Annotated in this window: 20 protein-coding genes; 3 read left to right on the top strand and 17 right to left on the bottom strand. The window is 61.7% G+C overall.

The genetic code is table 11. The features are described 5' to 3' along the window. Positions 1-95 precede the first annotated feature (95 nt). The 12 genes from ccmI to HMPREF3096_RS19220 form a co-directional block, all read right to left on the bottom strand. Positions 96-938, bottom strand: coding sequence for a c-type cytochrome biogenesis protein CcmI (gene ccmI / locus HMPREF3096_RS19165; RefSeq protein ID WP_050887066.1), 843 nt, complete (start codon positions 936-938; stop codon positions 96-98). Next, positions 935-1,381 (bottom strand): cytochrome c-type biogenesis protein, encoded by a 447-nt coding sequence (locus HMPREF3096_RS19170; protein ID WP_014599186.1) that lies wholly within the window; start codon positions 1,379-1,381, stop codon positions 935-937. Before HMPREF3096_RS19170 ends, ccmI begins: the two co-directional genes overlap by 4 nt. An 11-nt stretch (positions 1,382-1,392) precedes the next feature. Continuing rightward, positions 1,393-1,947 (bottom strand): DsbE family thiol:disulfide interchange protein, encoded by a 555-nt coding sequence (locus HMPREF3096_RS19175; protein WP_008804532.1) that lies wholly within the window; start codon positions 1,945-1,947, stop codon positions 1,393-1,395. Then, a complete protein-coding gene (locus HMPREF3096_RS19180; RefSeq protein WP_064169296.1) occupies positions 1,944-3,896 on the bottom strand; it encodes a heme lyase CcmF/NrfE family subunit in 1,953 nt (650 codons plus the stop codon). Before HMPREF3096_RS19180 ends, HMPREF3096_RS19175 begins: the two co-directional genes overlap by 4 nt. Continuing rightward, positions 3,893-4,351 carry a cytochrome c maturation protein CcmE gene (ccmE, locus tag HMPREF3096_RS19185; RefSeq protein WP_064169297.1) on the bottom strand — a complete coding sequence of 153 codons (459 nt, stop codon included), beginning with the start codon at positions 4,349-4,351 and terminating at the stop codon, positions 3,893-3,895. Before ccmE ends, HMPREF3096_RS19180 begins: the two co-directional genes overlap by 4 nt. Then, a complete protein-coding gene (gene ccmD / locus HMPREF3096_RS19190) occupies positions 4,335-4,565 on the bottom strand; it encodes a heme exporter protein CcmD (RefSeq protein ID WP_002908220.1) in 231 nt (76 codons plus the stop codon). Before ccmD ends, ccmE begins: the two co-directional genes overlap by 17 nt. Further along, positions 4,562-5,299: a heme ABC transporter permease gene (locus tag HMPREF3096_RS19195; protein ID WP_064169298.1), complete on the bottom strand. Its 738-nt coding sequence runs from the start codon at positions 5,297-5,299 to the stop codon at positions 4,562-4,564. Before HMPREF3096_RS19195 ends, ccmD begins: the two co-directional genes overlap by 4 nt. A 49-nt stretch (positions 5,300-5,348) precedes the next feature. Further along, a complete protein-coding gene (ccmB, locus tag HMPREF3096_RS19200) occupies positions 5,349-6,008 on the bottom strand; it encodes a heme exporter protein CcmB (protein WP_012967964.1) in 660 nt (219 codons plus the stop codon). After that, entirely contained in the window at positions 6,005-6,628 is a 624-nt protein-coding gene (gene ccmA, locus HMPREF3096_RS19205) for a cytochrome c biogenesis heme-transporting ATPase CcmA (RefSeq protein WP_070544547.1), read from the bottom strand. The genes ccmB and ccmA overlap by 4 nt, the downstream gene beginning before the upstream one ends. A gap of 83 nt (positions 6,629-6,711) precedes the next feature. Beyond that, entirely contained in the window at positions 6,712-8,052 is a 1,341-nt protein-coding gene (locus tag HMPREF3096_RS19210) for a c-type cytochrome (protein WP_016161257.1), read from the bottom strand. Between the two features lie 10 nt (positions 8,053-8,062). After that, complete coding sequence (locus HMPREF3096_RS19215; RefSeq protein WP_002908285.1) at positions 8,063-9,847, bottom strand: GMC family oxidoreductase; 1,785 nt, start codon at positions 9,845-9,847, stop codon at positions 8,063-8,065. 2 nt (positions 9,848-9,849) lie between these two features. Then, on the bottom strand, positions 9,850-10,605 hold the full coding sequence (locus HMPREF3096_RS19220) for a gluconate 2-dehydrogenase subunit 3 family protein (RefSeq protein WP_004175724.1): 756 nt from the start codon (positions 10,603-10,605) through the stop codon (positions 9,850-9,852). A gap of 500 nt (positions 10,606-11,105) precedes the next feature. Here HMPREF3096_RS19220 and HMPREF3096_RS19225 point away from each other — a divergent pair, with 500 nt between their 5' ends. Next, positions 11,106-11,477 (top strand): VOC family protein, encoded by a 372-nt coding sequence (locus HMPREF3096_RS19225; protein WP_046881198.1) that lies wholly within the window; start codon positions 11,106-11,108, stop codon positions 11,475-11,477. A 60-nt stretch (positions 11,478-11,537) separates the two neighbouring features. On the opposite strand, the gene HMPREF3096_RS19230 is transcribed toward HMPREF3096_RS19225, so the two are convergent. The 4 genes from HMPREF3096_RS19230 to HMPREF3096_RS19245 all read right to left on the bottom strand — a co-directional run bounded on the left by HMPREF3096_RS19230 (position 11,538) and on the right by HMPREF3096_RS19245 (position 16,701). Next, positions 11,538-12,221, bottom strand: coding sequence for a YrhA family protein (locus HMPREF3096_RS19230; RefSeq protein WP_048330391.1), 684 nt, complete (start codon positions 12,219-12,221; stop codon positions 11,538-11,540). Positions 12,222-12,705: 484 nt separating this feature from the next. Further along, positions 12,706-13,776 carry an ABC transporter ATP-binding protein gene (locus HMPREF3096_RS19235; RefSeq protein WP_008804521.1) on the bottom strand — a complete coding sequence of 357 codons (1,071 nt, stop codon included), beginning with the start codon at positions 13,774-13,776 and terminating at the stop codon, positions 12,706-12,708. After that, on the bottom strand, positions 13,769-15,538 hold the full coding sequence (locus tag HMPREF3096_RS19240; protein WP_023297791.1) for an ABC transporter permease: 1,770 nt from the start codon (positions 15,536-15,538) through the stop codon (positions 13,769-13,771). Before HMPREF3096_RS19240 ends, HMPREF3096_RS19235 begins: the two co-directional genes overlap by 8 nt. Before the next feature lie 74 nt (positions 15,539-15,612). Then, positions 15,613-16,701 (bottom strand): ABC transporter substrate-binding protein, encoded by a 1,089-nt coding sequence (locus HMPREF3096_RS19245; protein ID WP_012541442.1) that lies wholly within the window; start codon positions 16,699-16,701, stop codon positions 15,613-15,615. A gap of 297 nt (positions 16,702-16,998) precedes the next feature. Between HMPREF3096_RS19245 and HMPREF3096_RS19250 the strand changes: the two genes are divergently transcribed. Further along, positions 16,999-18,078 carry a malate/lactate/ureidoglycolate dehydrogenase gene (locus HMPREF3096_RS19250; protein WP_023297792.1) on the top strand — a complete coding sequence of 360 codons (1,080 nt, stop codon included), beginning with the start codon at positions 16,999-17,001 and terminating at the stop codon, positions 18,076-18,078. A gap of 246 nt (positions 18,079-18,324) precedes the next feature. Continuing rightward, positions 18,325-20,475 carry a formate dehydrogenase subunit alpha gene (fdhF, locus tag HMPREF3096_RS19255; RefSeq protein WP_012967957.1) on the top strand — a complete coding sequence of 717 codons (2,151 nt, stop codon included), beginning with the start codon at positions 18,325-18,327 and terminating at the stop codon, positions 20,473-20,475. A gap of 36 nt (positions 20,476-20,511) precedes the next feature. Here the strand turns inward: fdhF and HMPREF3096_RS19260 are convergent, their stop codons facing one another. Continuing rightward, positions 20,512-21,669, bottom strand: coding sequence for a M20 aminoacylase family protein (locus HMPREF3096_RS19260; RefSeq protein WP_064169301.1), 1,158 nt, complete (start codon positions 21,667-21,669; stop codon positions 20,512-20,514). Positions 21,670-21,824: the final 155 nt, after the last annotated feature.

Consider the following 21,824-nt stretch of genomic DNA (forward strand, 5'->3'; position numbering starts at 1 on the left):
GGCGGCTGCGCCTGACCCGGCCTACAGAAACAGGGCCGCCCGTACTCTTCTGGTGGCATGCCCCTGGCCCGCGCCTGCGCAGCGCCGCCGGGCTGTTACTGCGCCTGCTGCTGCGCTTGCGCCAGCTGGCGGACGATCGCCTCGCGCCGCGCATCCCCTTCCGGCAGCCGGGCCAGTAACGCCTGCAAGGCTGCCACGGCTTCGGGGTAATCTTCATTACGCACCGCGCTCAGGGCCAGCATCTCCAGCACCGGCAGGCTGTTCGGCTGCCGCTGATGCAGGTCACGCAGCAGCAGCTCGCCCATCCGAACCTGACCGCTATCCCCCGCCCGCACCAGCGCGCTGGCGTAATCGAAAGCCGCCGCAGGGTCATCCGCCGCCAGATCATGCGCCCGGCCAAAGGCGCCGATCGCCGTCTCGCCATCGTTCAACAACAGGCCCAGCCGCCCAAGCAGCTGCCAGCCGGCGAGGTCGTTCGGCGTAGTCTGCAGGTGGCTGCGCAGGCCAAGCCGCAGCTCCGCCAGCTCATCCATACGCAGCGGCGGCGCCGTCGGGTCCTTAACCTGCTGCAACAGCGCAGGATAATGCCGTTCAGCCTGCTGCCAGAGCAGCACCTGGCCAATATCGCTGGTTTTCAGATACAGGCCCAGACTCAGAACCACCAGCAGCAGCGCGCCCGGAAGCAGCGCCCAGCGGCTTAGCGGCCGTTCGCCAGGCTGTGCCTGGGGCGGAATATCCGTCAGCAGCGTGCGCTGCAGCTCGACGACCAGCGCCGGGTTGTCCTCGCCGCGCTCCTGCGCCAGCTCCTGCAGGCGCGACTGGTACAGGACGCGGTTGAGGGCATCGCGGTCCACCGCCCCTTTGCCCGGCCACGGGAAGTACAGCAGCCCCAGCGCGCCAGCCAGCAGCAGCGCGACGATAACCACCAACAGGCTCATCGTTCTTTTCCTTCTTTCAATAATGCCGCCAGCCGCTGGCGCTCTTCAGCGCTGAGCGCCGCGTCAGGAATGTCGCGACGACGCGCGCGGGCGATAATCACCCCCGCGCCCGCCAGCACGAACAGCCCCGGCCCCAGCCACAGCAGCACCGTGCCCGCGGTCAGCGGCGGCTCGTAGCTGACAAAATGACCGTAGCGGGCCACCATATAGTCAACGATCTGCCCTTTCGTTTTCCCCTGCTGCATCAGCTCGTACACCTTCTGCCGCATATCAGCGGCAATCATCGCGTTTGAGTCGGCGATGCTGTTGTTCTGGCATTTCGGGCAGCGCAGCTGGGAGGTGATCTCGCGGAAGGCCTGCTCCTGGGCCTCATCCTTAAACTGCCAGGTGTCGATGGCGGCCCACGCCTGGCCGGTCAGCATCAGCGCCAGCAGGATGACCATTGCACATCTCATCAGCCCGCCCTCCGGTTGTATTGATCCCACAGCGGCTGGAGCTCCTCGCGCCACACCCGTTCGTTCAGGTCGCCGGCGTGCCGCCAGCGGATGATGCCCTGACCGTCGATGAGAAACGTCTCCGGCGCGCCATAGACCCCGAGATCCAGGCCAAGCATGCCGTTGCCATCGTACAGGCTCAGCATGTACGGGTTCCCCAGGCGCTGCAGCCAGCTCATCGCCTTCTGCCGATCGTCTTTGTAGTTCATCCCCACCACCCGCACGCCCTGCTGCGCCAGGCCGTTGAGAAACTGATGCTCGGCGCGACAGGTTGGACACCAGGTGGCCCAGACGTTAAGCAGCAGCGGCTTGCCGTCAATCAGCGTGCGTCGGTCCAGCGTCTGACCGGGGGTATTCAGCGCTTCAAGGCGAAATTCCGGCAGCGGTTTGCCAATCAGCGCCGACTCGAGGGTCGTCGGGTCATCGCCATCGGCGTTGCGCATCAGTTGCCAGAACAGCGCGGCGGCCAGCGCCAGAAACAGCACCAGCGGGATAAACAGTAGCTTCCGGTTCATGAGGCCTCCTGCAGCTTCTTACGCATCCGGTAGCGCGGGTCGAGCATGCAGCACAGACCGCCGAGGGCCATCAGTACCCCGCCGTACCAGATCCAGCGAACGAACGGTTTATAGTACAGACGCACCGCCCAGCTGCCGTCGCTCAGCTCTTCCCCCAGCGCGGCGTACAGATCGCGGGTCAGCCCGCCGCTGATCGCCGCCTCGGTCATCATCATCCGGCTGGCGGTGTAAAAGCGCTTCTCGGCATACAGCGTCGCTTCCGGGCGGTCGTTGCGGGTCACGGCAATAATGCCTTCGCCGCCGGTCCAGTTGGGGCCGACGATATTGCGCACGCCGTTAAACACAAAGTGATAGTGATGGATATCAATGCTGTCGCCGGGGCGCATCCGTACATCGCGCTCCACGCTGTAGTTCTGGCTGAAGGTGATGCCGATAACGGTCACCGCCACGCCAACGTGACCGAGCACCATCCCCCACTGGCTACGGGTCAGAGTGCGCAGGCCGCGCCAGAAGCCGTGGCGATGGGTGGCCCGTTCGTGAACCTCCATCAGGGCGAAGATCAGCACCCACAGGGCCATCATCAGGCCGATGACCGCCATGGCGGTGATACGGTCCTGCAGCAGCCACGGCAGCGCCAGAGAAAGTGACAACGTCACAACCAGGGCGATAATCAGGCGCTTAATCTGCCTGGCGACGTCATCGCGCCGCCAGCGGATGAGCGGTCCCAGCCCCAGCAGCAGCGCAAACGGCGCCATCAGGGCGGTGAACATGGTATTGAAGAACGGCTCGCCAATGGAGATGCTGCCGAGGCCCAGCTCTTTATGCACCAGCGGCAACAACGTCCCGAGGAGCACCACCAGCATCGCGGCCATCAGCAAGATATTGTTGCCAAGCAGGAACGACTCGCGCGACCACAGCGTATGTTCCACCCGCGCGCGCACCCGGCCGCCCTTCAGGGCGTACAGCAGCAGCGATCCGCCGATGGCGACAATCAGCAGTACCAGAATAAACAGCCCGCGCGACGGATCCGAGGCGAAGGCATGCACTGAGACCAGCACCCCGGAGCGCACCAGGAAGGTGCCCAGAAGACACAGGGAGAAGGCGGCGATGGCCAGCAGCACCGTCCAGGCGCGGAAGCTGCCGCGCTTCTCGGTTACCGCCAGGGAGTGCAGCAGCGCGGTTCCCACCAGCCACGGCATAAACGAGGCGTTTTCCACCGGATCCCAGAACCACCAGCCGCCCCAGCCCAGTTCGTAGTAGGCCCACGCCGAGCCCAGCACGATGCCGAGGGTGAGGAACATCCATGCCGCCTGGGTCCAGGGACGCGACCAGCGCGCCCAGGCAGTATCCAGCCGCCCCGCCAGCAGCGAGGCGATGGCGAAGGCGAAAGCCACCGAGAAGCCGACGTAACCCATATAGAGGATCGGCGGATGGAAAATCATGCCGATATCCTGCAGCAGCGGATTGAGGTCGCGGCCATCAATGGGGTACTGCGGCAGACCGCGGCTGAACGGATTGGAGGTGAAGAGGATAAACAGCAGGAACCCAAAGGCGATCATCCCCATCACCGCCAGCACCCGGGCGACGGCGTCGAGCGGCATCCGGCGGCTGAAGAGGGCGACGGCGAAGGTCCAGACGCTGAGCAGCAGAACCCACAGCAGCAGCGAGCCCTCGTGCGCCCCCCAGGTCGCCGCCACCCGATACCACACCGGCAGCGCGCTGTTAGAGTTTTCCGCCACGTAGCGGACGGTAAAGTCATTGACCACAAAGGCGTGCACCAGCAGCAGGAAGGCGCCGCCGATACAGGCGAACAGCCCACAGGCCAGCGGCCGGGCCAGGGCCATCAGCCGTCGGTCCTGCCGCGCCGCGCCCCACAGGGGATAGACGCTCAGGATCAGCGCCTGTCCCGCCGCCAGACACAATAAAAAGTTGCCCAGCTCCGGCATCATGGCTGCCCCCCCGTTTTCTCCGGCGTCATGGCGTTTTTCACCTCCGGCGGCGTGTAATTTTCATCATGTTTGGCCAGCACCTGCTGGGCGGTAATATGCCGCTCGCCGTCCAGTACGCCCTGGGCCACCACGCCCTGCCCTTCACGAAACAGGTCCGGCAGAATGCCCTTATAGCTGACGTCCACGACCCCGCGGGCGTCATACAGCTTAAAGCGCACGTCGAGGGTTTGCGGGTCGCGCTGCAGAGAGCCCGGCTGAACGTAGCCCCCCACCCGCAGGCGCTGCCCGGTATGCGGCAGTGCCCGGGTTTCGGTTTTGCCGTAGATAATTTCCCCCGGGGTGTAGAACAGATCGATATTGCTGCTCAGGGCGTATAGCGTCAGGCTGACGGTCAGCCCGAGGCCGGCGAGCACCGCCAGCACGATATACAGCCGGGTTTTACGACGCGCTTGCATCCGCGGCCTCCTTGTCGTGTTCGCGGGCGGCAGCGATCCGCCGCTCGCGCGCCTGCTGGCGTCGTACCTCATGGAACAGCGCCCGCCGCGCCCACAGGGTATGCACCGTCAGCAGGCCAAAGGCGGCGACCGCCACGGCCACCGCCAGCCAGACGTACACGGCATAGCCGCCCATATTCAGGAAGGCGGCGAAAGACGAAAAGGCGGGGCTCATCGGGCAGCTCCTTTATTCACCAGCGCCACCACCCACGGTCGACGGCGCTCCAGCTGCAGGATCAGGTTACGCAGGCGCATCAGGGTCAGCGTGACCGACAGCATGAGGAAGGCAAAGATGCAGATCCGCAGCGGCAGACGCATGCTTGGGTCGATGGTTTGCTGCAGGTTGGTCGAGCCCTGGTGCAGGGTGTTCCACCAGTAGACCGAGTAATGAATGATGGGCAGATTGACCACCCCGACCAGGACGAGGATCCCCGCCGCGCGCCCGGCCAGCCGCCGGTCGTCAAAGGCGTGCCACAGGGCGATGACCCCGGCGTAAAGAAACAGCAGCACCAGCTCTGAGGTCAGGCGGGCGTCCCAGATCCACCAGGTCCCCCACATCGGCTTACCCCATGCCGCGCCGCTGACCAGTGCCACCAGGGTGCAGACCGCCCCCACCGGCGCCAGGGCGGCGATCGCCAGGTCGGCCATTTTGATCTGCCAGACCACCCCGATGAAGGCCGCGACGGCCATCGCCAGGTACAGCCCCATCGACCACATCGCCGCCGGGACGTGAAGGTACATGATCCGATAGCTTTCCCCCTGCTGATAGTCCGCGGGGGCGAAGCCAAAGCCCCACCCCAGGCCGATGACCAGCAACAGCGCGCTCAACGCCGCCAGCCAGGGGATCCAGCATCCGCACAGACGGTACAGCCGCTCGGGGATCGCCAGTTGATGTAACGCTTTCCACATAGACGCTTACTCACACGGTTATGATGGCCGCGCCCGCAGGCGCAGCGAATTATTGCACGGTCAGCCGCAGCGCGGCGGCGGTGGCGAACGGACACAGGGTGGCGCTGGCGGTTAAAAACGCCGCCAGCATCGCCAGATAGCCGCTGACCGGGAGCCCAGCGGCCGCCGCCTGGCAGGCCGCGGTGGCGAAAATCAGCAGCGGCACCGCCAGCGGCAGCACCAGCAGGCTCAGCAGGACGCCGCCGCGCTTCAGCCCGACCGTCAGGCCAACCCCCACCGCGCCGAGAAAACTGAGCGTCGGGGTGCCGAGCAGCAAGGTCAGCGCCAGCACGCCGGCATCGTGCAGACTCATCCCCAGCAGCAGCGCCGCCAGCGGCGAGACGATCAGCAGCGGCAGGCCGCTCATCATCCAGTGGGCAACCACCTTCACCAGCACAACCGCCACCAGCGGCGTCGGCAGGAGCATCAGTTGCTCCAGGGAACCGTCCTGCCAGTCGTCGCGAAACAACCGATCCATCACCAGCAGCGCCGCCAGCAGCGCGGCGACCCACACCACGCCCGGCGCAATCTGCGCCAGCAGCTGTGGCGCGGCGCCGACGCCGAACGGAAACAGGGTGATGACGATCAGAAAGAACCAGAGCGGATTGAGGATCTCCGCCCCGCTGCGCCAGGCCAGGCGCAGTTCCCGGGCCAACAGCGCTCGCATCATTGCCCGCCTCCCGCGTCGCCGCCGAGGCGCAGGGTGCGCAACGGACAGCGCAGCGGCCGCAGCGGCTGATGAGTCGTGAGGATCGCGCTTCCCCCCTGCCGGGCGTGCTGCTCCAGGCGGCGGGTCAGGGTTTCCATCGCCGTGGCGTCGAGCGCGGTGAACGGCTCATCGAGGATCCACAGCGGCGCGTCGGTTAACCACGGGCGGGTCAGCGCCACCCGCCGCTGCTGCCCGGCGGAGAGCTGGCTCAAGGGGAGGTCTTCATAGCCCGCCAGGCCGACGGCGGCGAGGGCGCTTTCCCGCTGCTGAAGGCGGCTGGATGGAAAGAAGAAACGCAGGTTTTCATCGGCGGTCAGCGCCGCGTTGACGCCGGGTTTATGGCCCAGCCACAGCAACTGACGATGAAATGACTCCCGGACCTTCGCCAGCGGCTGCCCCTGCCAGCTCACCACCCCGCTTTCCGGGCGCGCCAGGCCGCAAAGGATCCGCAGCAGCGAGGTTTTCCCCGCGCCGTTATCACCGGCGACCTGCAGCAGCTCGCCGGCAGCGAGGGACAGCGTCAGCGCCGCAAATAGCGGTCGATCGTCAACGATGCAGGTCAGTCGCTCTGCATGCAGCATGAAGGCAAACTCCTTGATTCAGACAGTATTTTACGTCCTGGCTAAGTATGGGTTGCGCAGCGTGGGCGACGCAACCCTGACGATTACTGTCCGGCCCCCGGCAGCTTCGAGATATCGGCGTTGCCTAACGCCTTCTCATCGTGCGCTGCGGTCTCCTTACGCACCTTCGCCACATCGCTGGCGCTGACCGCCGGCGCATTGTTGCCCCAACTGGTGCGGATGAAGTTGACCACATCCGCCACCTGCTGGTCGTCCAGACGCCAGCCGAACGACGGCATGGTCAGGTTGGAGACCGCATCTTTCACCGCCGGCGTGGTGCTCCCGGTCAGAACGATATGGATAAGCGAAGTGGCATCTTCGGTCTGTACCACCGGGTTGCCCTTCAGCGACGGGAAGGCGCGTTTATAGCCCGCGCCGTCGGTGCGGTGGCAGGCGGCGCAGTTATCAACGTACAGCGCGGCGCCGGTTTTACTGTCGTTACCCTTCCACAGATCTTTCGCCACGCTGTCTTCCACCGGGGCTGGGGTCTGTTTGCCGCCGCGCGGCGGGAGCGACTTCAGATAGCGGGCGATGGCGGTGATGTCGTCATCAGAAAGATACTGCAGACTGTGCTCCACCACATCGCTCATGCCGCCGAAGACCACCGATTTATCGTTGCGTCCGGTTTTCAGGAACTCGGCCAGCTCAGCCTCGCTCCAGGTCCCCAGACCGTCGCGGTTTTCGCCGCGCAGGCTGGAGGCGACCCAGCCGTCAATCGGCGCATTGCTGCCCGCCAGGTAATCATCGCCTTCGCTTTCGCTGAGCGCTTTTTCCTGCATCGTCAGACTGCGCGGGGTATGGCAGGCGCCGCAGTGGCCCAGGCCTTCCACCAGATAGCGGCCGCGCTCCAGCACCGGGTCAACCTGCGGGTTGGCGACAAAGTCGCTCGGCGTCGGGGCGAAGATGCCGCGCCAGAACGCCAGCGGCCAGCGCATCGACAGCGGCCACGGGATGTCGGTGTCCTTGTTGGCGGCATTTACCGGTTCCACGCCATGCATAAAGTAGGCGTACATGGCGCGCATGTCCGCTTCACTGATCCGCGCGAACGAGGGATACGGCATCGCCGGATAGAGCGTGGAACCGTCTTTCCGCACGCCCTTGCGCACCGCGTCGTCGAACTCTTCGAAGGTGTACCCGCCGATGCCGTGTTCTTTATCCGGCGTGATATTGGTGGAGTAGATGGTGCCGATCGGCGTCTCCATCGGCAGACCGCCGGCGAAAGGTTTCCCCGTTTTGCCGTTGGTGTGGCAGGCGACACAGTCCCCCGCCCGCGCCAGATACTCCCCCTGCTTAATCAGATTGCTGTCCGCAGGCGCCTCTTCGGCAAAAGCCGCGCAGCTCAATGCCCCAAGCACCAGGGCCGATAACCATTGCATTTTCATCATCTGCCTTCCTTTATGCCTGCACCAGGGGACCCGGATTTTTCAGATACTGCTCACGGATCGCCTTCGCTGACCAGTAGGCCAGCGCGGCCACCGTGCCGGTTGGGTTGTAGCCCAGCCCCTGCGGGAACGCGGAGGCGCCGATGACGAAGACGTTATGCACGTCCCAGCTTTGCAGATAACGGTTCACGGCGCTGGTTTTCGGATCTTCCCCCATTACCGCCCCGCCGTTCATATGGGTGGTCTGGTAGGTGGTGGTATCAAAGTGGCTGTTGGCGTTTTTCGGGCTGCCGAGGATATATTTCGGCTTCATCGCTTTGGCGATCGGCGCCATCTTATCGAACATAAACTGCGCCATCTTGATGTCGTTTTCCTGCCAGTCGAAGGTCATGCGCAGCAGCGGCTGGCCGAAGACGTTTTTGTAGTTCGGATCAAGATCGAGGTAGTTCTGCCGATAGGACTGGTGCGCGCCGTGGGCATCCATCGACAGGTGATGGGTGTAGGTATCGGCAACCGCCGCTTTCCACTTGCTGCCCCACGCCGGGGTGCCCGGCGGTACCGGGAAACCGGAGATGGGCTTGGTCCCGGCCTGGTTGACCCAGAATGGCGAACCGCCCACAAAGCCCGCCGCGCCGTGGTCGAAGTTGTCGGCGTTGAAGTCGTCGACCCCGACGCCGTTGCCGCCCGCGCCGATAAACGGGTTGGTATAGGTGTCTTTGTCGAAAATGGCCTTGATGGTGGTCATGTTCTGATAGGCGAAGTTACGCCCCACCACCCCTTCGCCGGTCTCCGGATTGTACGGTTTGCCGATCCCGGAGAGCAGCATCAGGTGCACGTTGTGGAACTGGAAGGCGCCGATAATCACCAGGTCCGCCGGCTGTTCCATTTCGCGCCCCTGGCCGTCGACGTAGGTCACGCCGGTGGCGCGGGATTTGTCGTCGGTCAGGTTGACCTTCAGCACGTTGGCGTTGGTCCGCAGCTCAAAGCGTTTTTCCTGGCGCAGCGCCGGCAGGATGTTCACGTTCGGCGAGGCTTTGGAGTACATGTAGCAGGCGTAGCCGCTGCAGAAACCGCAGAAGTTACACGGGCCCATCTGCGCGCCGTAGGGGTTGGTATAGGAGTCGGAAGTGTTGGCCGACGGCAGGTTATAGGGGTGATACCCCACTTCCAGCGCCGCTTTTTCAAACAGCTGCGCCGACCAGGTGTTTTTCTGCGCCGGCAGCGGGAAGTCGTCTGAGCGGTCCGGGGCGAAGGCGTTGCCGCCGCGGCCTTTGCCGACGACCTTGCCTTTGATCGACCAGGCGGTCCCGGAGGTGCCGAACACTTTTTCCGCTTTATCGAAGAAGGGTTCCAGCTCGTCGTAGGTGACACCGAAATCCTGGATGATCATATCCTGGGGAATGAAGTTTTTGCCGTAGCGTTCTTCATAGTGGCTGCGCATCCGCAGTTCGATGGGATCGACGCGGAAATGGACGCCGGACCAGTGCAGCCCGGCACCGCCCACGCCGGTACCCGGCAGGAAGGCCGCCAGCTGGCGATACGGCACCGCCTGCTGGCTGGTGTTATGCCGGATGGTGACAGTGCTTTTCGACAGATCCTGGAACAGCTTGCGGCGGATGTTGTAGGTCAGCTCGTCAATCACCTGCGGATAGGCGCCATCCGGCCAGGTGTCGCGCATCGGGCCGCGCTCCAGCGCGACGACGTTGAGCCCGGCTTCGGTCAGCTCTTTGGCCATGATTGCCCCAACCCAGCCGAAGCCGACGATCGCGACATCGGTTTTTTTCAATACGGTGGCCATAATTACGCCCTCTCCCCATTAATTGATACCGGCGGGAAGGGGTAGCGTTCGCCCCGTTCAACCCAGTCCATAAAGTCGGCGCGCGCGCCGGGAAAATTAATCAGCGTCCAGCCGACCATGCCTTTATTGCCGCCATGGATGGGGTCGCTGAAGAACCCTTCGCGGGTGTTCTGTAGCAGATAGGTGAAGAACAGCGAGGCCGGCAGCTGTTTGAACTCGGCTTTGCCGGATTCCCACAGGCCGAGCGCCTCGTCCTGCTGCTCGCTGCTCAGTTCAGCGAAGGTTTTATGATATTTGTCCTGGCACCACGCCTCGGCATCAGCGATCCCGAGGTTATAGATCTGTTTAGGCACCAGCGGCAGCTGATAACCCATCTCTTTCGGCACGTCGGGGTTGAAGGGCCCCTGCATATACCAGATGGAGCCGGTGGCGTAGGGGGTATTGAGCTGGCGGTCGATAAACTCCGGGACGCCGGCCTCTTTGGCGCCGGGACCGAGTTCATCCGCCGGGATTAAGCGAGCGACGGCGGCGTTGATAAACGCCCACTCACGATCGTTGAAGAACTGCGGCTTCCAGTCGCTGGCCGCCGCCGTGTTCCCGGAAGCAGGCTCAGACGCGGGGGCCGCCTGCGCGGTCGCGCTGGTGGCCACGCCAATGGCCCCTGCTCCCGCGCCGCCGATCACCACCGTCGGGATCAGCGCCATCGATTTCACCAGGAAATCACGCCTGGAATTGTTGGTTTTCTCGCTCGACATCATCACATTCCTGTCATTGAAAATTACTGTTTTTGTCGCAGACAAACCCAGTGAATGTCGTGCTGGAACCGATACCATTGCGCTTTCAAACCGCTTAGCGTCTGGCCCGGCCCGGCAAGTCGGATAAAACATCGCCAGAGGCGATATCATTTATAGGGTTATCGTTTGGATAGTAGACGATTCTCAACGAAACGCGGGAAATCGGAGAGAAATTCACCGGAATGTCATCGTGAGAAGGGTGCTGCCATAACCTTGAGGCGGTAAACCAGCGGCATTCACACCGCGCTGAGCTTACCCATGCGCCATAAAAGAGTGACTTGTATCACAAATGTTATTTTTTGTTTATGGTACATGGCAGATTAAACGTCTGTAAATACTCGTATTAGGAATAATTAAACATTTTGAGCTGTTAAAAAAGTTAATAACCGTTGTTAACTATTTTGCATCTATTTCCCGGCTAACGCGTTCAGCTGGCGATCCCCATCCACAGGAGAAGAGAAGATATGTTCGATCATGTGAAATTCGGCGCTAGCGACTATGCCGCCAGCAAAACGTTCTTTTTACAGGCCCTGGCCCCGCTTGGCGTAACGCTGGTTGGCGAAGGCGAGCCGAGCTACGGCGCAGAGCTGGCTGGCAGCGGCGATGTCTCTCTATGCCTCTATCAAAGTACGGAAAAACCGGCGCCGCTGCACATTGCCTTTCGCGCCGACAGCCGCGAGCAGGTCGATGCCTTCTGGCAGGCGGCGCTGGCCGCCGGAGGAAAGGACAACGGCGCGCCGGGGTTACGGCCAAACTACCACGCCAGTTACTACGCCGCCTTTGTGATTGCGCCAGACGGGCACAATATTGAAGCCGTGTGCCATCTGGCGGGGTAAGCCGAGCGGAAAAAAATTCCCACGTCCGTGGGAAACGCTGAAGGTATGGATGTCTCGGATTCAGCTGACCGGCTCAATAAGGGCGGACAACAGTCCGGTGAAGTTGGTATGTGACTCAATGACATAATCCGAGGAGACTTTATCGCGGATTTCGAAACGGTCATCTGTGAAGCTGTAGACAATCACGGACATGCCCTCTTCACCAATCACTACTTTGTCATTGAGGTTCGGATCGACATAGATTTCGTTAATACGCGTATCAAAGTTTCGAACAAAGATATTCGACCATGCAGGTTCACCGTTCTCTGCCTGCACCAGGCTGTACAATGTCATGCCATTGTACTCACCTCCATCCATAATATTGAACATATCCGCGTAGTCCGGCCGACTAATCAATAGTCGTTGAATATCCTCATAGACCCTTCTTTTCTTGTCCTCCCATTCAACAGGCGCGACTTTGTGCATTAAATCTGCCATGACATCTGGGTCTACAGGGTCGGCTACGGGATAATTACCTTCCACCATCAGCGACTTCAGGTTACCAATCGTGAAATAGCGCTTTAGCTGGGCGGGGAATAAAACTGGCATTGCGATTGTTTTTCCTTTCTCGTCGCAAAACTCGACCAGATAGCCAGTTGTTGGCGTATTAAAAACCATCACAATCGTACCAAGCGTTCCTTTTACCAGCCCTTCATTCGGTAAATCCTCACCTAAAACCACAACGTCTAATTCGGCTCTTTTCATTTTAATTTCCTTATCAAACGAAAACAGGCCCCACACGTGTGGGGAAGACCCGAACAGGGAAGCGGAGAGTTTTTCTTTTTTAGACACACCCCCACACACGTGGGGAAGACAGTCCATATACTCTGACAAAACCATGCTTAACAGAAACACCCCCACGCATGTGGGGAAGACGTCACGTATATGCGCCTGCTAGATGATGCTGAAGAAACACCCCCACGCATGTGGGGAAGACACCAGCATATTGTGTTTAGCGGCGTATTAAAACGCCAGATTTACGATAATTGCACTCCGCAGGGTTTCCGCATCAGCATCAACATTTATCAAACGAAAAAGTATGTCCCCATATCACCACCGTCGACTTGCTGCTGACCAGGACCGATATACCCTACTGGCCTGCCCGCCCCGCAGCCAGGCGCAAAACGCTTTTGTCATACCCAGAACGTAGCGCGACGTACTGATGCTTGCCTTCCGTGGCTTCGCGTAGTTACCGCTGCGGAAAAATCCACACATCCTCCGCCGGGAGCGTCAGATGGCAGTGTTCGGCATCGCGCAGCGCCGTTCCGTAGGCGCGCAGCGGAAAGTCGTCGCCTTCGGTACGGAACAGGTACTCCCAGCGGTCGCCGAGGTACATGCTGGTCAGCAGCGGGAGCTGGAGGCTATTATCCTGCGCTGCGCCGTCGAGACGCAGGCGCTCGACGCGGATCACCGCCGTCGCCGGCTGGCCAACGCTGACCCCCTCGCCCGCTCGACCCCACAGCGTCCAGCTGGCGCCTTCAACCCTCGCACGACCGTTTTCCAGCGCCGTCACCTTACCGTGCAGACGGTTATTGCTGCCCATAAACTCGGCGGCGAACAGCGTCGCCGGGCTGCCGTACATCTCCTGCGGCGTCCCCTGCTGCTCAATGACGCCATTGTTCAGCAGCAGAATACGATCGGAGATGGCCATTGCTTCATTCTGATCGTGGGTGACCATCAGCGCCGACAGGCCCAGCTTGATGATCAGCTCGCGCAGAAACACCCGCGCCTCTTCGCGCAGTTTGGCATCAAGGTTGGAGAGCGGTTCATCCAGCAGGATCACCGGCGGGTTGTAGACCAGCGCCCGGCCGATGGCCACCCGCTGCTGCTGGCCACCGGAGAGCTGGTGCGGATGGCGGTTGCCGAGGTGCCCCAGCCCCAGCTGATCCAGTACGCGCTGCACCCGCTCTTTTATCTCCCCGGCGGCGACTTTACGCAGCTTCAGCGGATAGGCCACGTTGTCGAACACCGTTTTGTGCGGCCACAGGGCATAGGACTGGAAGACCAGGCCCAGGTTACGCTCTTCGGCCGGGATCTCGCTGCGCGGCGTGCCGTCGTACACCGTACGGTTGCCGATGGCGATCCGTCCGCTCGTCGGTTTTTCCAGCCCGGCCACCGCCCGCAGCAGCGTGGTTTTGCCGCTTCCCGACGGCCCCAGCAGCGACACCACCTCTCCCCGGCCAAGCGTCATGGACACCCCCTTCAGCACCGGGTTGTCGCCATAGGTGAGATGCAGATTTTCTACCGATAACTCAATCATGTAATTTCACTCCAAAGCGCAGGGCGATACCAAGGCCAATCACCACCAGCAGAATATTGATAAAGGAGAGCGCCGCGACGATATCGATGGCCCCCGCCGCCCACAGCGACACCAGCATCGAGCCGATGGTTTCGGTACCCGGCGACAGCAGATAGACGCCGGTGGAATACTCACGCTCAAAGATAAGGAACATCAGCAGCCAGGAGCCAATCAGCCCATAGCGCGACAGCGGGACAGTCACGTGGCGGGTGATCTGCCCCCGGGAAGCGCCGGTGCTGCGCGCCGCCTCCTCCAGCTCCGGGCCCACCTGCAGCAGCGTCGAAGAGATGAGCCGCAGGCCGTAAGCCATCCATACCACGGTGTAGGCCAGCCAGACGCTGAAGATGGTGTTGCGCAGCGCGCGCAACTGCACGATAAGGTGCTCCCGCAGCCAGTCGGCCACCGGCAGCGCCGAGAGCCAGCCGTGCTTCAGCGACTGATCGAGCCACATCGGCACAAACAGGAACACCCACAGAAAGGCCAGCCCGGCCAGCAGCCCCGGGACCGCGCGCGGGACCAGCACGCTGTAGTCAAGAAAGCGGGTGACGTTGTCCGCTTTGCGGTGCATGGCGATACCGACAAACAGATAGCAGATCACCGCCAGCGCGCCGCCGACGATGCCGATAGCCATCGAGTTGACGATCGCCCGCAGCAGGTTGGGCTGCTGCCAGATATTGTGGAACGTCGTCAGCGACAGCTCATCCCACAGCGACACCCCGACGCCCCAGTTGGAGATAAAAGCGCGCAGCGCCACGCCGAGCAGCGGCACGCCGATGGTCACCGTCAGCCAGGCCACCACTACCGCCCCGGCCACCCAGCGCCATTTGCCCAGCGGCAGCGCCCGCGCCTGCGACGCCTTGCCCTTCATGGTGACAAAACGGTTGGCGGTGCGCATCAGCCGCCGCTGGAGCATCACCAGCGGGATGGTGATGCAGATCAGCACCACCGCCACCGCCGCCATCAGATGGTAGGAGGGGGTGCCGAGCTTGTTGGTCAGCTTATAGAGATAGGTCGCCAGCACCATGTTGCCCTCAGGGTCGCCCAGCACCAGCATCAGACCGAAAACCTCCAGACCGAGGAAGAAGAGCAGCACGCAGGCGTAAAGGATGGATGGCCGCACCATCGGCAGACTCACCGAGGTCATCACCTGCAGCGGGGTAGCGCCGACGGTGCGCGCCGCCTCTTCCACGTCGGAACCGACGCTGCGCAGCGCCGAAGAGATATAAAGATAGGCGTGCGGAACGTGGGTTAAGCCGGCGATGACCACAATGCTGAACATCGAGTAGATATTCCACGGCACAAAGCCGATCAGCTGCTGCGCCCACTGGGAAAAGAAGCCTACCGGCCCGGCGGCCACCACGTAGCCAAAGCCCAGCACCATCGGCGAGACGAAGATCGGCACCAGGATCAGCGGCTCAATGATCCGCCGGCCGGGTAAATCGGTGCGCACCATCAGAAACGCCAAAATACCGCCCAGCGGAATGGCAATAATCACCAGGCCAAAGGCCAGAATAAAGCCTGACCTTAACGCCAGATAAAAATCCGGGTCGGTAAAAATAAAGGCAAACGCTTCCAGACTCCAGGATTTGGAGCGGGAAAAGAATGGCGCGGAGAGAAAACTCTGCACCACAATAAATAACAACGGGACGTAAATCACCAGCGCCGTGATGCACACCACCACGCCGCGCGGCAGCCCCTGCCACTTTCTGCGTAATACATTCATGGTTCATCCCTTTGGTCAGGAGAAAAAACCCGCCGGGTGTGAATAAGGGGCATCGGCGATGCCCCGAAGGAGGATTATTTCGCGGCGGCGCTGCGCCATTGTTTAATAAACTGCAGACGTTTTTGCGGCTGTAAATAATCGAGCAGCGTTTCGTTGACCGGGATCGGTTTTAACGCTTTGCCCAACAGCGCGGTCATACCATCGATATCATTTTTACCTTCAATATCGCGACGAATAGAGGGAATATCCGCCTGGCTGGCGAGGATCTGCTGGCCTTTTTCCGACAAGACATAATCCAGCCACAATTTCGCTGCATTGGGATGTTCGCTCTCCTGGCTAATAAACGAGACGCGGGAGAGCACCAGCACGTAATCTTTCGGATAGGCGATGCCTAAAGAGGGATCGTTTTTCGCCCGTGCTTCGGCATAGGAACCAAGAATGTTATAGCCGATCAGGTTTTCGCCAGAGGAGACGCGCTCCATCATCGTGCCGGTGGAAGACTGCACTGTCAGACCGCCTTTAGCGATATTCGCCAGGTCGGCAAAATAGTTCGCGTCGGCCTGGCTGTCCTGCACCGCCAGCATAAAGCCGAGGCCCGATTTTTCGATATCGTAGGTGGTGACTTTGCCTTTAAATTTATCGGCCTGGCTGGCGATCAGTTTTGCCAGCGCGGTATGCGAATCCGGAACCTCATTCTGCGGGATCAGCCGTTTGTTATAGATAAACACCACCGGCTCGTAGGTGGTGCCATAGGCTTTCTGCTGCCAGACCGCCCAGTCGGGTAATTGCTTCACCTCCGGCGAGGCATATTGTTCCGCGTATTCGGTAGCTAATTTCAGCGCGGTATCCATCGACGAGCTCCACACCACGTCCCCGCTGCCGCCCCCGGCGGCCTGCTCGCTGATATAGCGGTTATACAGCTCGGTGCTGTTCATGTCGTTATATTCGACTTTAACGCCCGGATATTGCGCTTCAAATCCTTTAATTAACGGCCCGGCCGCTTTGGTATCGGTGGTGGAATAGATAACCACCTTGCCCTCTTTTACGGCGGCATCCACCGTTTTTTGATAATCCGCGGGATAGCCCGCAGGCACCTCCGCCCAGGCGGCACAGGCGAAAACGGCCGTCAGTGAAACCACTAAACCACTTATTTTCTTATACATGATACCAACCTTTAATCATCAATTAATAAACACAAATTTAACATATAGTGGTATCAGCTCCCCTTGCAACGCCGGGGATGGCTTTTTTCTGGCTTTTGTGACACTGGCAGAATTTAAAAATGTGGTGTTTATGGCGTTAATTAAAACGCGATCCCGGCCCCGTTTTTTATCGCCTGTCGCCTGACTCAGACGCAGTGACGTTCCGCCGGAAGCCCCCGCCCTTGACCTTCTGCGCCGGGCGGCGCAGCATAAAACGGCAAACATAACAAAATAACAACAGACTACAGGAGAGAATCAGTGCCTACAGGACACCGCTTTCTGGCGACGGATCTGCATCAGTTTGTCGTCTCACTGTTTACCCATCTCGGCAGTACCCCAGGGGAAGCCACCCTCGTCGCAGACCATCTGATCGCCGCCAATCTTGCCGGGCATGACTCCCACGGCGTCGGGATGATCCCAAGCTACGTGAAATCCCACGCCGGTGGTTTTCTGCAGCTCAACCGCCACGCCACGGTGACCAAAGACGCCGGCGCCGTGGTCACCCTCGACGGCAACGCCGGCTTCGGCCAGGTGGTCGCCCACGAAGCGATGCAGTTAGGCATTGAAAAGGCGAAGCAGCATGGTATGGCGGCAATCGCCCTGCGCAATGCGCATCACGTCGGGCGCATCGGCTACTGGGCCGAGCAGTGCGCCGCCGCCGGGCTGATCTCCATTCACTTCGTCAGCGTGATTGGCGACCCGATGGTCGCCCCGTTCCGCGGGAAGGACAGCCGCTTCGGCACTAACCCGCTGTGCGTGGTGTTCCCCCGCGAGGGCCATCCGCCGCTGCTGCTGGACTACGCCACCAGCGCCATCGCCTTTGGTAAAACCCGCGTCGCCTGGCATAAAGGCGAAGCCGTGGCCCCCGGCTGCCTGATCGACGCCAAAGGGCTCCCCACCACCGACCCGGCGGTGATGCAGACTTCGCCGCTGGGCGCCCTGCTCACCTTCGCCCAGCACAAAGGCTATGCCCTGGCGACGCTGTGCGAAGTGCTCGGCGGCGCGCTCTCCGGGGGGCAAACCACCCATCAGGAGAGCCTGCAGACCAGCGTTGACGCCATCTTTAACTGCATGACCACGGTGATCCTGCGCCCGGACGCGTTCGATGCCCCGGACAGCCAGGCGCAGACGGAGGCCTTTATCGCATGGTGTAAACAGTCGCCGCACGATGCCGATGCCCCGGTGCTGGCGCCCGGCGAATGGGAGGCTGCCAACCGCGAAGCGCGGCTGGCGCAGGGGATCCCGCTGGATGCCGGCAGCTGGCAGGCTATCTGCGCCGCCGCGCGCGACGTCGGCCTGAGCGAATCGCACTTCGACCGGTGCCGCCCTCTCGCCTAGCCACGTTTACCCCCGCAGAGCGTCTGACGTCGGCGCTCTGCGTCATCGTCATTAGTGACGAGGTCACGTTCCCGTCATCGCACCATTTTAATTTTCACATGTAAATCAACAAATTAAATTCTGGCACAAGACCTGCATAGCGCAGCAGGCCTGCGTCTGCATCACGACCAGGCGTTACCGCGATCGTTGCCCGTCGGGCCCGGCGCGACAGCGATCCTCTGTTCACTGTTAACAGGTCTGTTACTGATGAAAAAAATCACGAGCGTGTGCCCCTACTGCGGGGCGGGTTGCAAACTTAAACTGGTTGTCGACAACAATAAAATCATTCGCGCGGAAGCCGCCGACGGCGTCACCAACCAGAACCAGCTGTGTCTGAAAGGCTACTACGGCTGGGATTTTCTTAACGATACGCAGCTCCTGACGCCCCGTCTCAAACAACCGATGATCCGCTACCAGAAAGGCGGCGCCTTCACGCCGGTCAGCTGGCAGGAGGCGATTCGCTATACCGCCAGCAAGCTCAGGGAGATCAAAGAGAAGCATGGCCCGCGCGCCATCATGACCACCGGCTCCTCGCGCGGCACCGGCAACGAAACCAACTATGTGATGCAAAAGTTCGCCCGCGCGGTGCTCAACACCAATAACGTCGACTGCTGCGCCCGCGTCTGCCACGGCCCCTCTGTCGCCGGGCTGCAGCAGGCGCTGGGCAACGGGGCGATGAGCAACTCGATCAGCGACATCGAAAACTCGAAATGCCTGCTGGTCTTTGGCTACAACTGCGCCGACTCCCATCCAATCGTCGCCCGCCGGGTGATCAAAGCCCGGGAAAACGGCGCCAAAATCATCGTCTGCGATCCGCGGCGCATTGAAACCGCGCGCATTGCCGACCGTCATCTGCAGCTCAACAACGGCAGCAACATGGCGCTGGTGAATGCCTTCGGCTATGTACTGCTGGAGGAGGAGCTGTACAACAAAGCCTATGTCGAACGCTATACCGAAGGGCTGGATGCTTACCGCGAAGCGGTGAAGGATTATGCCCCGGAAGCGGTGGAAGCGATTGTCGGGGTCAGCGCGCAGGCGATCCGTGAGGCGATGCGCATCTTCGCCGCCGCCCCTTCCGCCACTATTATGTGGGGCATGGGCGTCACCCAGTTTGGCCAGGCGGTGGACGTGGTGCGCGGTCTGGCAAGCCTGGCGCTGCTCACCGGCAACCTGGGGCGGGCGAACGTCGGCGTGGGGCCGGTCCGCGGGCAAAACAACGTGCAGGGCGCCTGCGATATGGGCGTGCTGCCGAACCTGTTCCCGGGTTATCAGGAGGTCACCGACCCCGCCGTGCGGGAGAAATTCGCCGCCGCCTGGGGTGTCGACCCGGCGCTGATGGATGACCAGGTCGGCACCCGCATCACCGAGGTGCCGCATAAAGCGCTGACTGGCGAGATCAAAGCCTACTACATCATGGGTGAAGATCCGCTGCAGACTGAAGCCGACCTCGGCCTGGTGCGCAAAGGCATCGAGGCGCTGGACTTTGTGGTGGTGCAGGACATCTTCATGACCAAAACGGCGGAAATTGCCGATGTCCTGCTGCCGGCCACCTCCTGGGGCGAGCACGGCGGCGTATTCACCTGCGCCGACCGTGGGTTCCAGCGGTTTGAACAGGCGATCCCTCCGGCGGGGAATGTGAAGCGCGACTGGGAGATCATTAGCCTGCTGGCCAGCGAAATGGGTTATCCGATGCACTATGAGAACAACCAGCAGATCTGGGACGAGATGCGCGAACTCTGCCCGCTGTTCTACGGCGTGACCTGGGAGAAAATGGGCGATATGGGCCATGTCCAGTGGCCATGCCCGACCCTCGACCACCCCGGCACGCCGTGGCTGTATAAAGACAACCGCTTCGATACCCCATCGGGCAAAGGACAGCTGTTCGCCACCGCCTGGCGCGCGCCGGCGGAGCGCCCGGATGACGAGTGGCCGCTGGTGCTCTGCACCGTGCGGGAGGTGGGGCATTACTCCTGCCGCTCAATGACCGGCAACTGTGCCGCGCTGCAGTCGCTGGCCGACGAGCCGGGACGGGTGCAGATGAATCCGTTGGATGCGCAACGACTGGGGATCGCTGACAAACAGCTGGTGTGGGTCAGCTCCCGACGCGGGAAGGTGATCACCCGCGCCGACCTTAGCGATCGCATCAATCCGGGGGCGGTCTATATGACCTATCAGTGGTGGGTGGGCGCCTGCAATGAGCTGACCCAGGATAACCTCGATCCGATCTCCAAAACACCGGAAACCAAATACTGTGCGGTGAAAGTGGAAGCGATAGCCGACCAGCAATGGGCGGAGCGCTACGCCTGGACGGCCTACAGCGATATGAAGGCGCGACTGAAAGCCGCCGCCGACGTCTGACCTCAGGGAGCGCGCCGCGCTCCCGCTGCCGGTGGGTTACGCCGCCGGCAGCTGTTTCTCCACCAGCGCCACCCACATGGCCACCCCGGGACTAATCAGCGCATCGTTAAAGTCATAGCTGGCGTTATGCAGCGGCTTCGACGGGGTTTCGCCGTCGGTGCCTATCCAGAAATAGGCTCCCGGACAGGCCTCCAGCATGCAGGCAAAATCTTCGGAGGCCATCGACGGCGCCTGGTTCCAGCGCACCGCTTCCGCGCCGAGGGTGGCGATGGCCACCTCGCGCACCTGCTGCGCCTGCTGCGCATGGTTTTTGGTCACCGGATAGCCCGGGAACCAGCTAATCTCACCCTGCACATCGGACACCTGCGGCTGGGTCGCCACATAGCTTTCGATAAGCTCACGCACGCGGGCGCGAACGCGATTGCTCAGGCAGCGGAAGGTACCGCGCAGCACCACGGTGTCCGGCAGGACGTTGATCGCCTCGCCGCCGTTTATCTGGGTGATACTGACCACCGCGGAATCCTGCGGCGACAGGCGGCGGGAAGGAATGGTCTGCAGCGCCATAATCAGCTGCGCCGCCGCGACGATCGGATCGGCCCCGCTCTCCGGCATCGCCGCATGACAGCTCTTTCCGCGCAGGGTGATCTCGAAGGCGTCCAGCGAGGCCATCATCGCGCCATCGCTGAGCGCCACTTCACCAAGGGGGATCCCCGGCCAGTTATGCAGCGCGTAGATGGCGTCCATCGGGAAGCGCTCGAACAACCCCTCTTCCACCATTTTGCGCGCGCCGCCGAGGTTCTCTTCCGCCGGCTGGAAGACAAAGTGGACGGTGCCGCTGAACTGGCGGGTCTGCGCCAGATGGGCGGCCGCCGCCAGCAGCATCGCGGTGTGACCATCGTGGCCGCAGGCGTGCATCACCCCGGGACGGCGCGAGCGATAGCTGACGCTCCCCAGCTCGGTGATCGGCAGGGCGTCCATATCGGCGCGCAGGCCGATGACCGGCCCGGGACCGTTTTCCAGCGTCGCCACGACGCCGGTGCCGGCCAGCCCGCGGTGTACCTGCAGCCCAAACGAGGCCAGCAGCTCCGCAACGCGGCGCGAGGTCTCCTGCTCCTGATATCCGAGCTCAGGCGCGGCGTGAAATTCACGTCGCCAGCCAACGGCTTCGGCGATCAGTGACGGCGATACGGCCATGTATTACTCCTTTCCTGCATAGCGTAATGCTGAATAATCGGTCATGCGTCGCGTTTTTTCCCCGTCGCTCACCGACGTCGGGTCGCTGCCGCTCCCTCCGTTATATCCTGTCGTTAACACGCTGACAACGTCACGAAATGCGGCGGCGGCGCGGC

It is taken from the genome of Klebsiella sp. HMSC25G12, from assembly GCF_001807705.1.
Classification (GTDB): Bacteria; Pseudomonadota; Gammaproteobacteria; order Enterobacterales; family Enterobacteriaceae; genus Klebsiella; species Klebsiella variicola.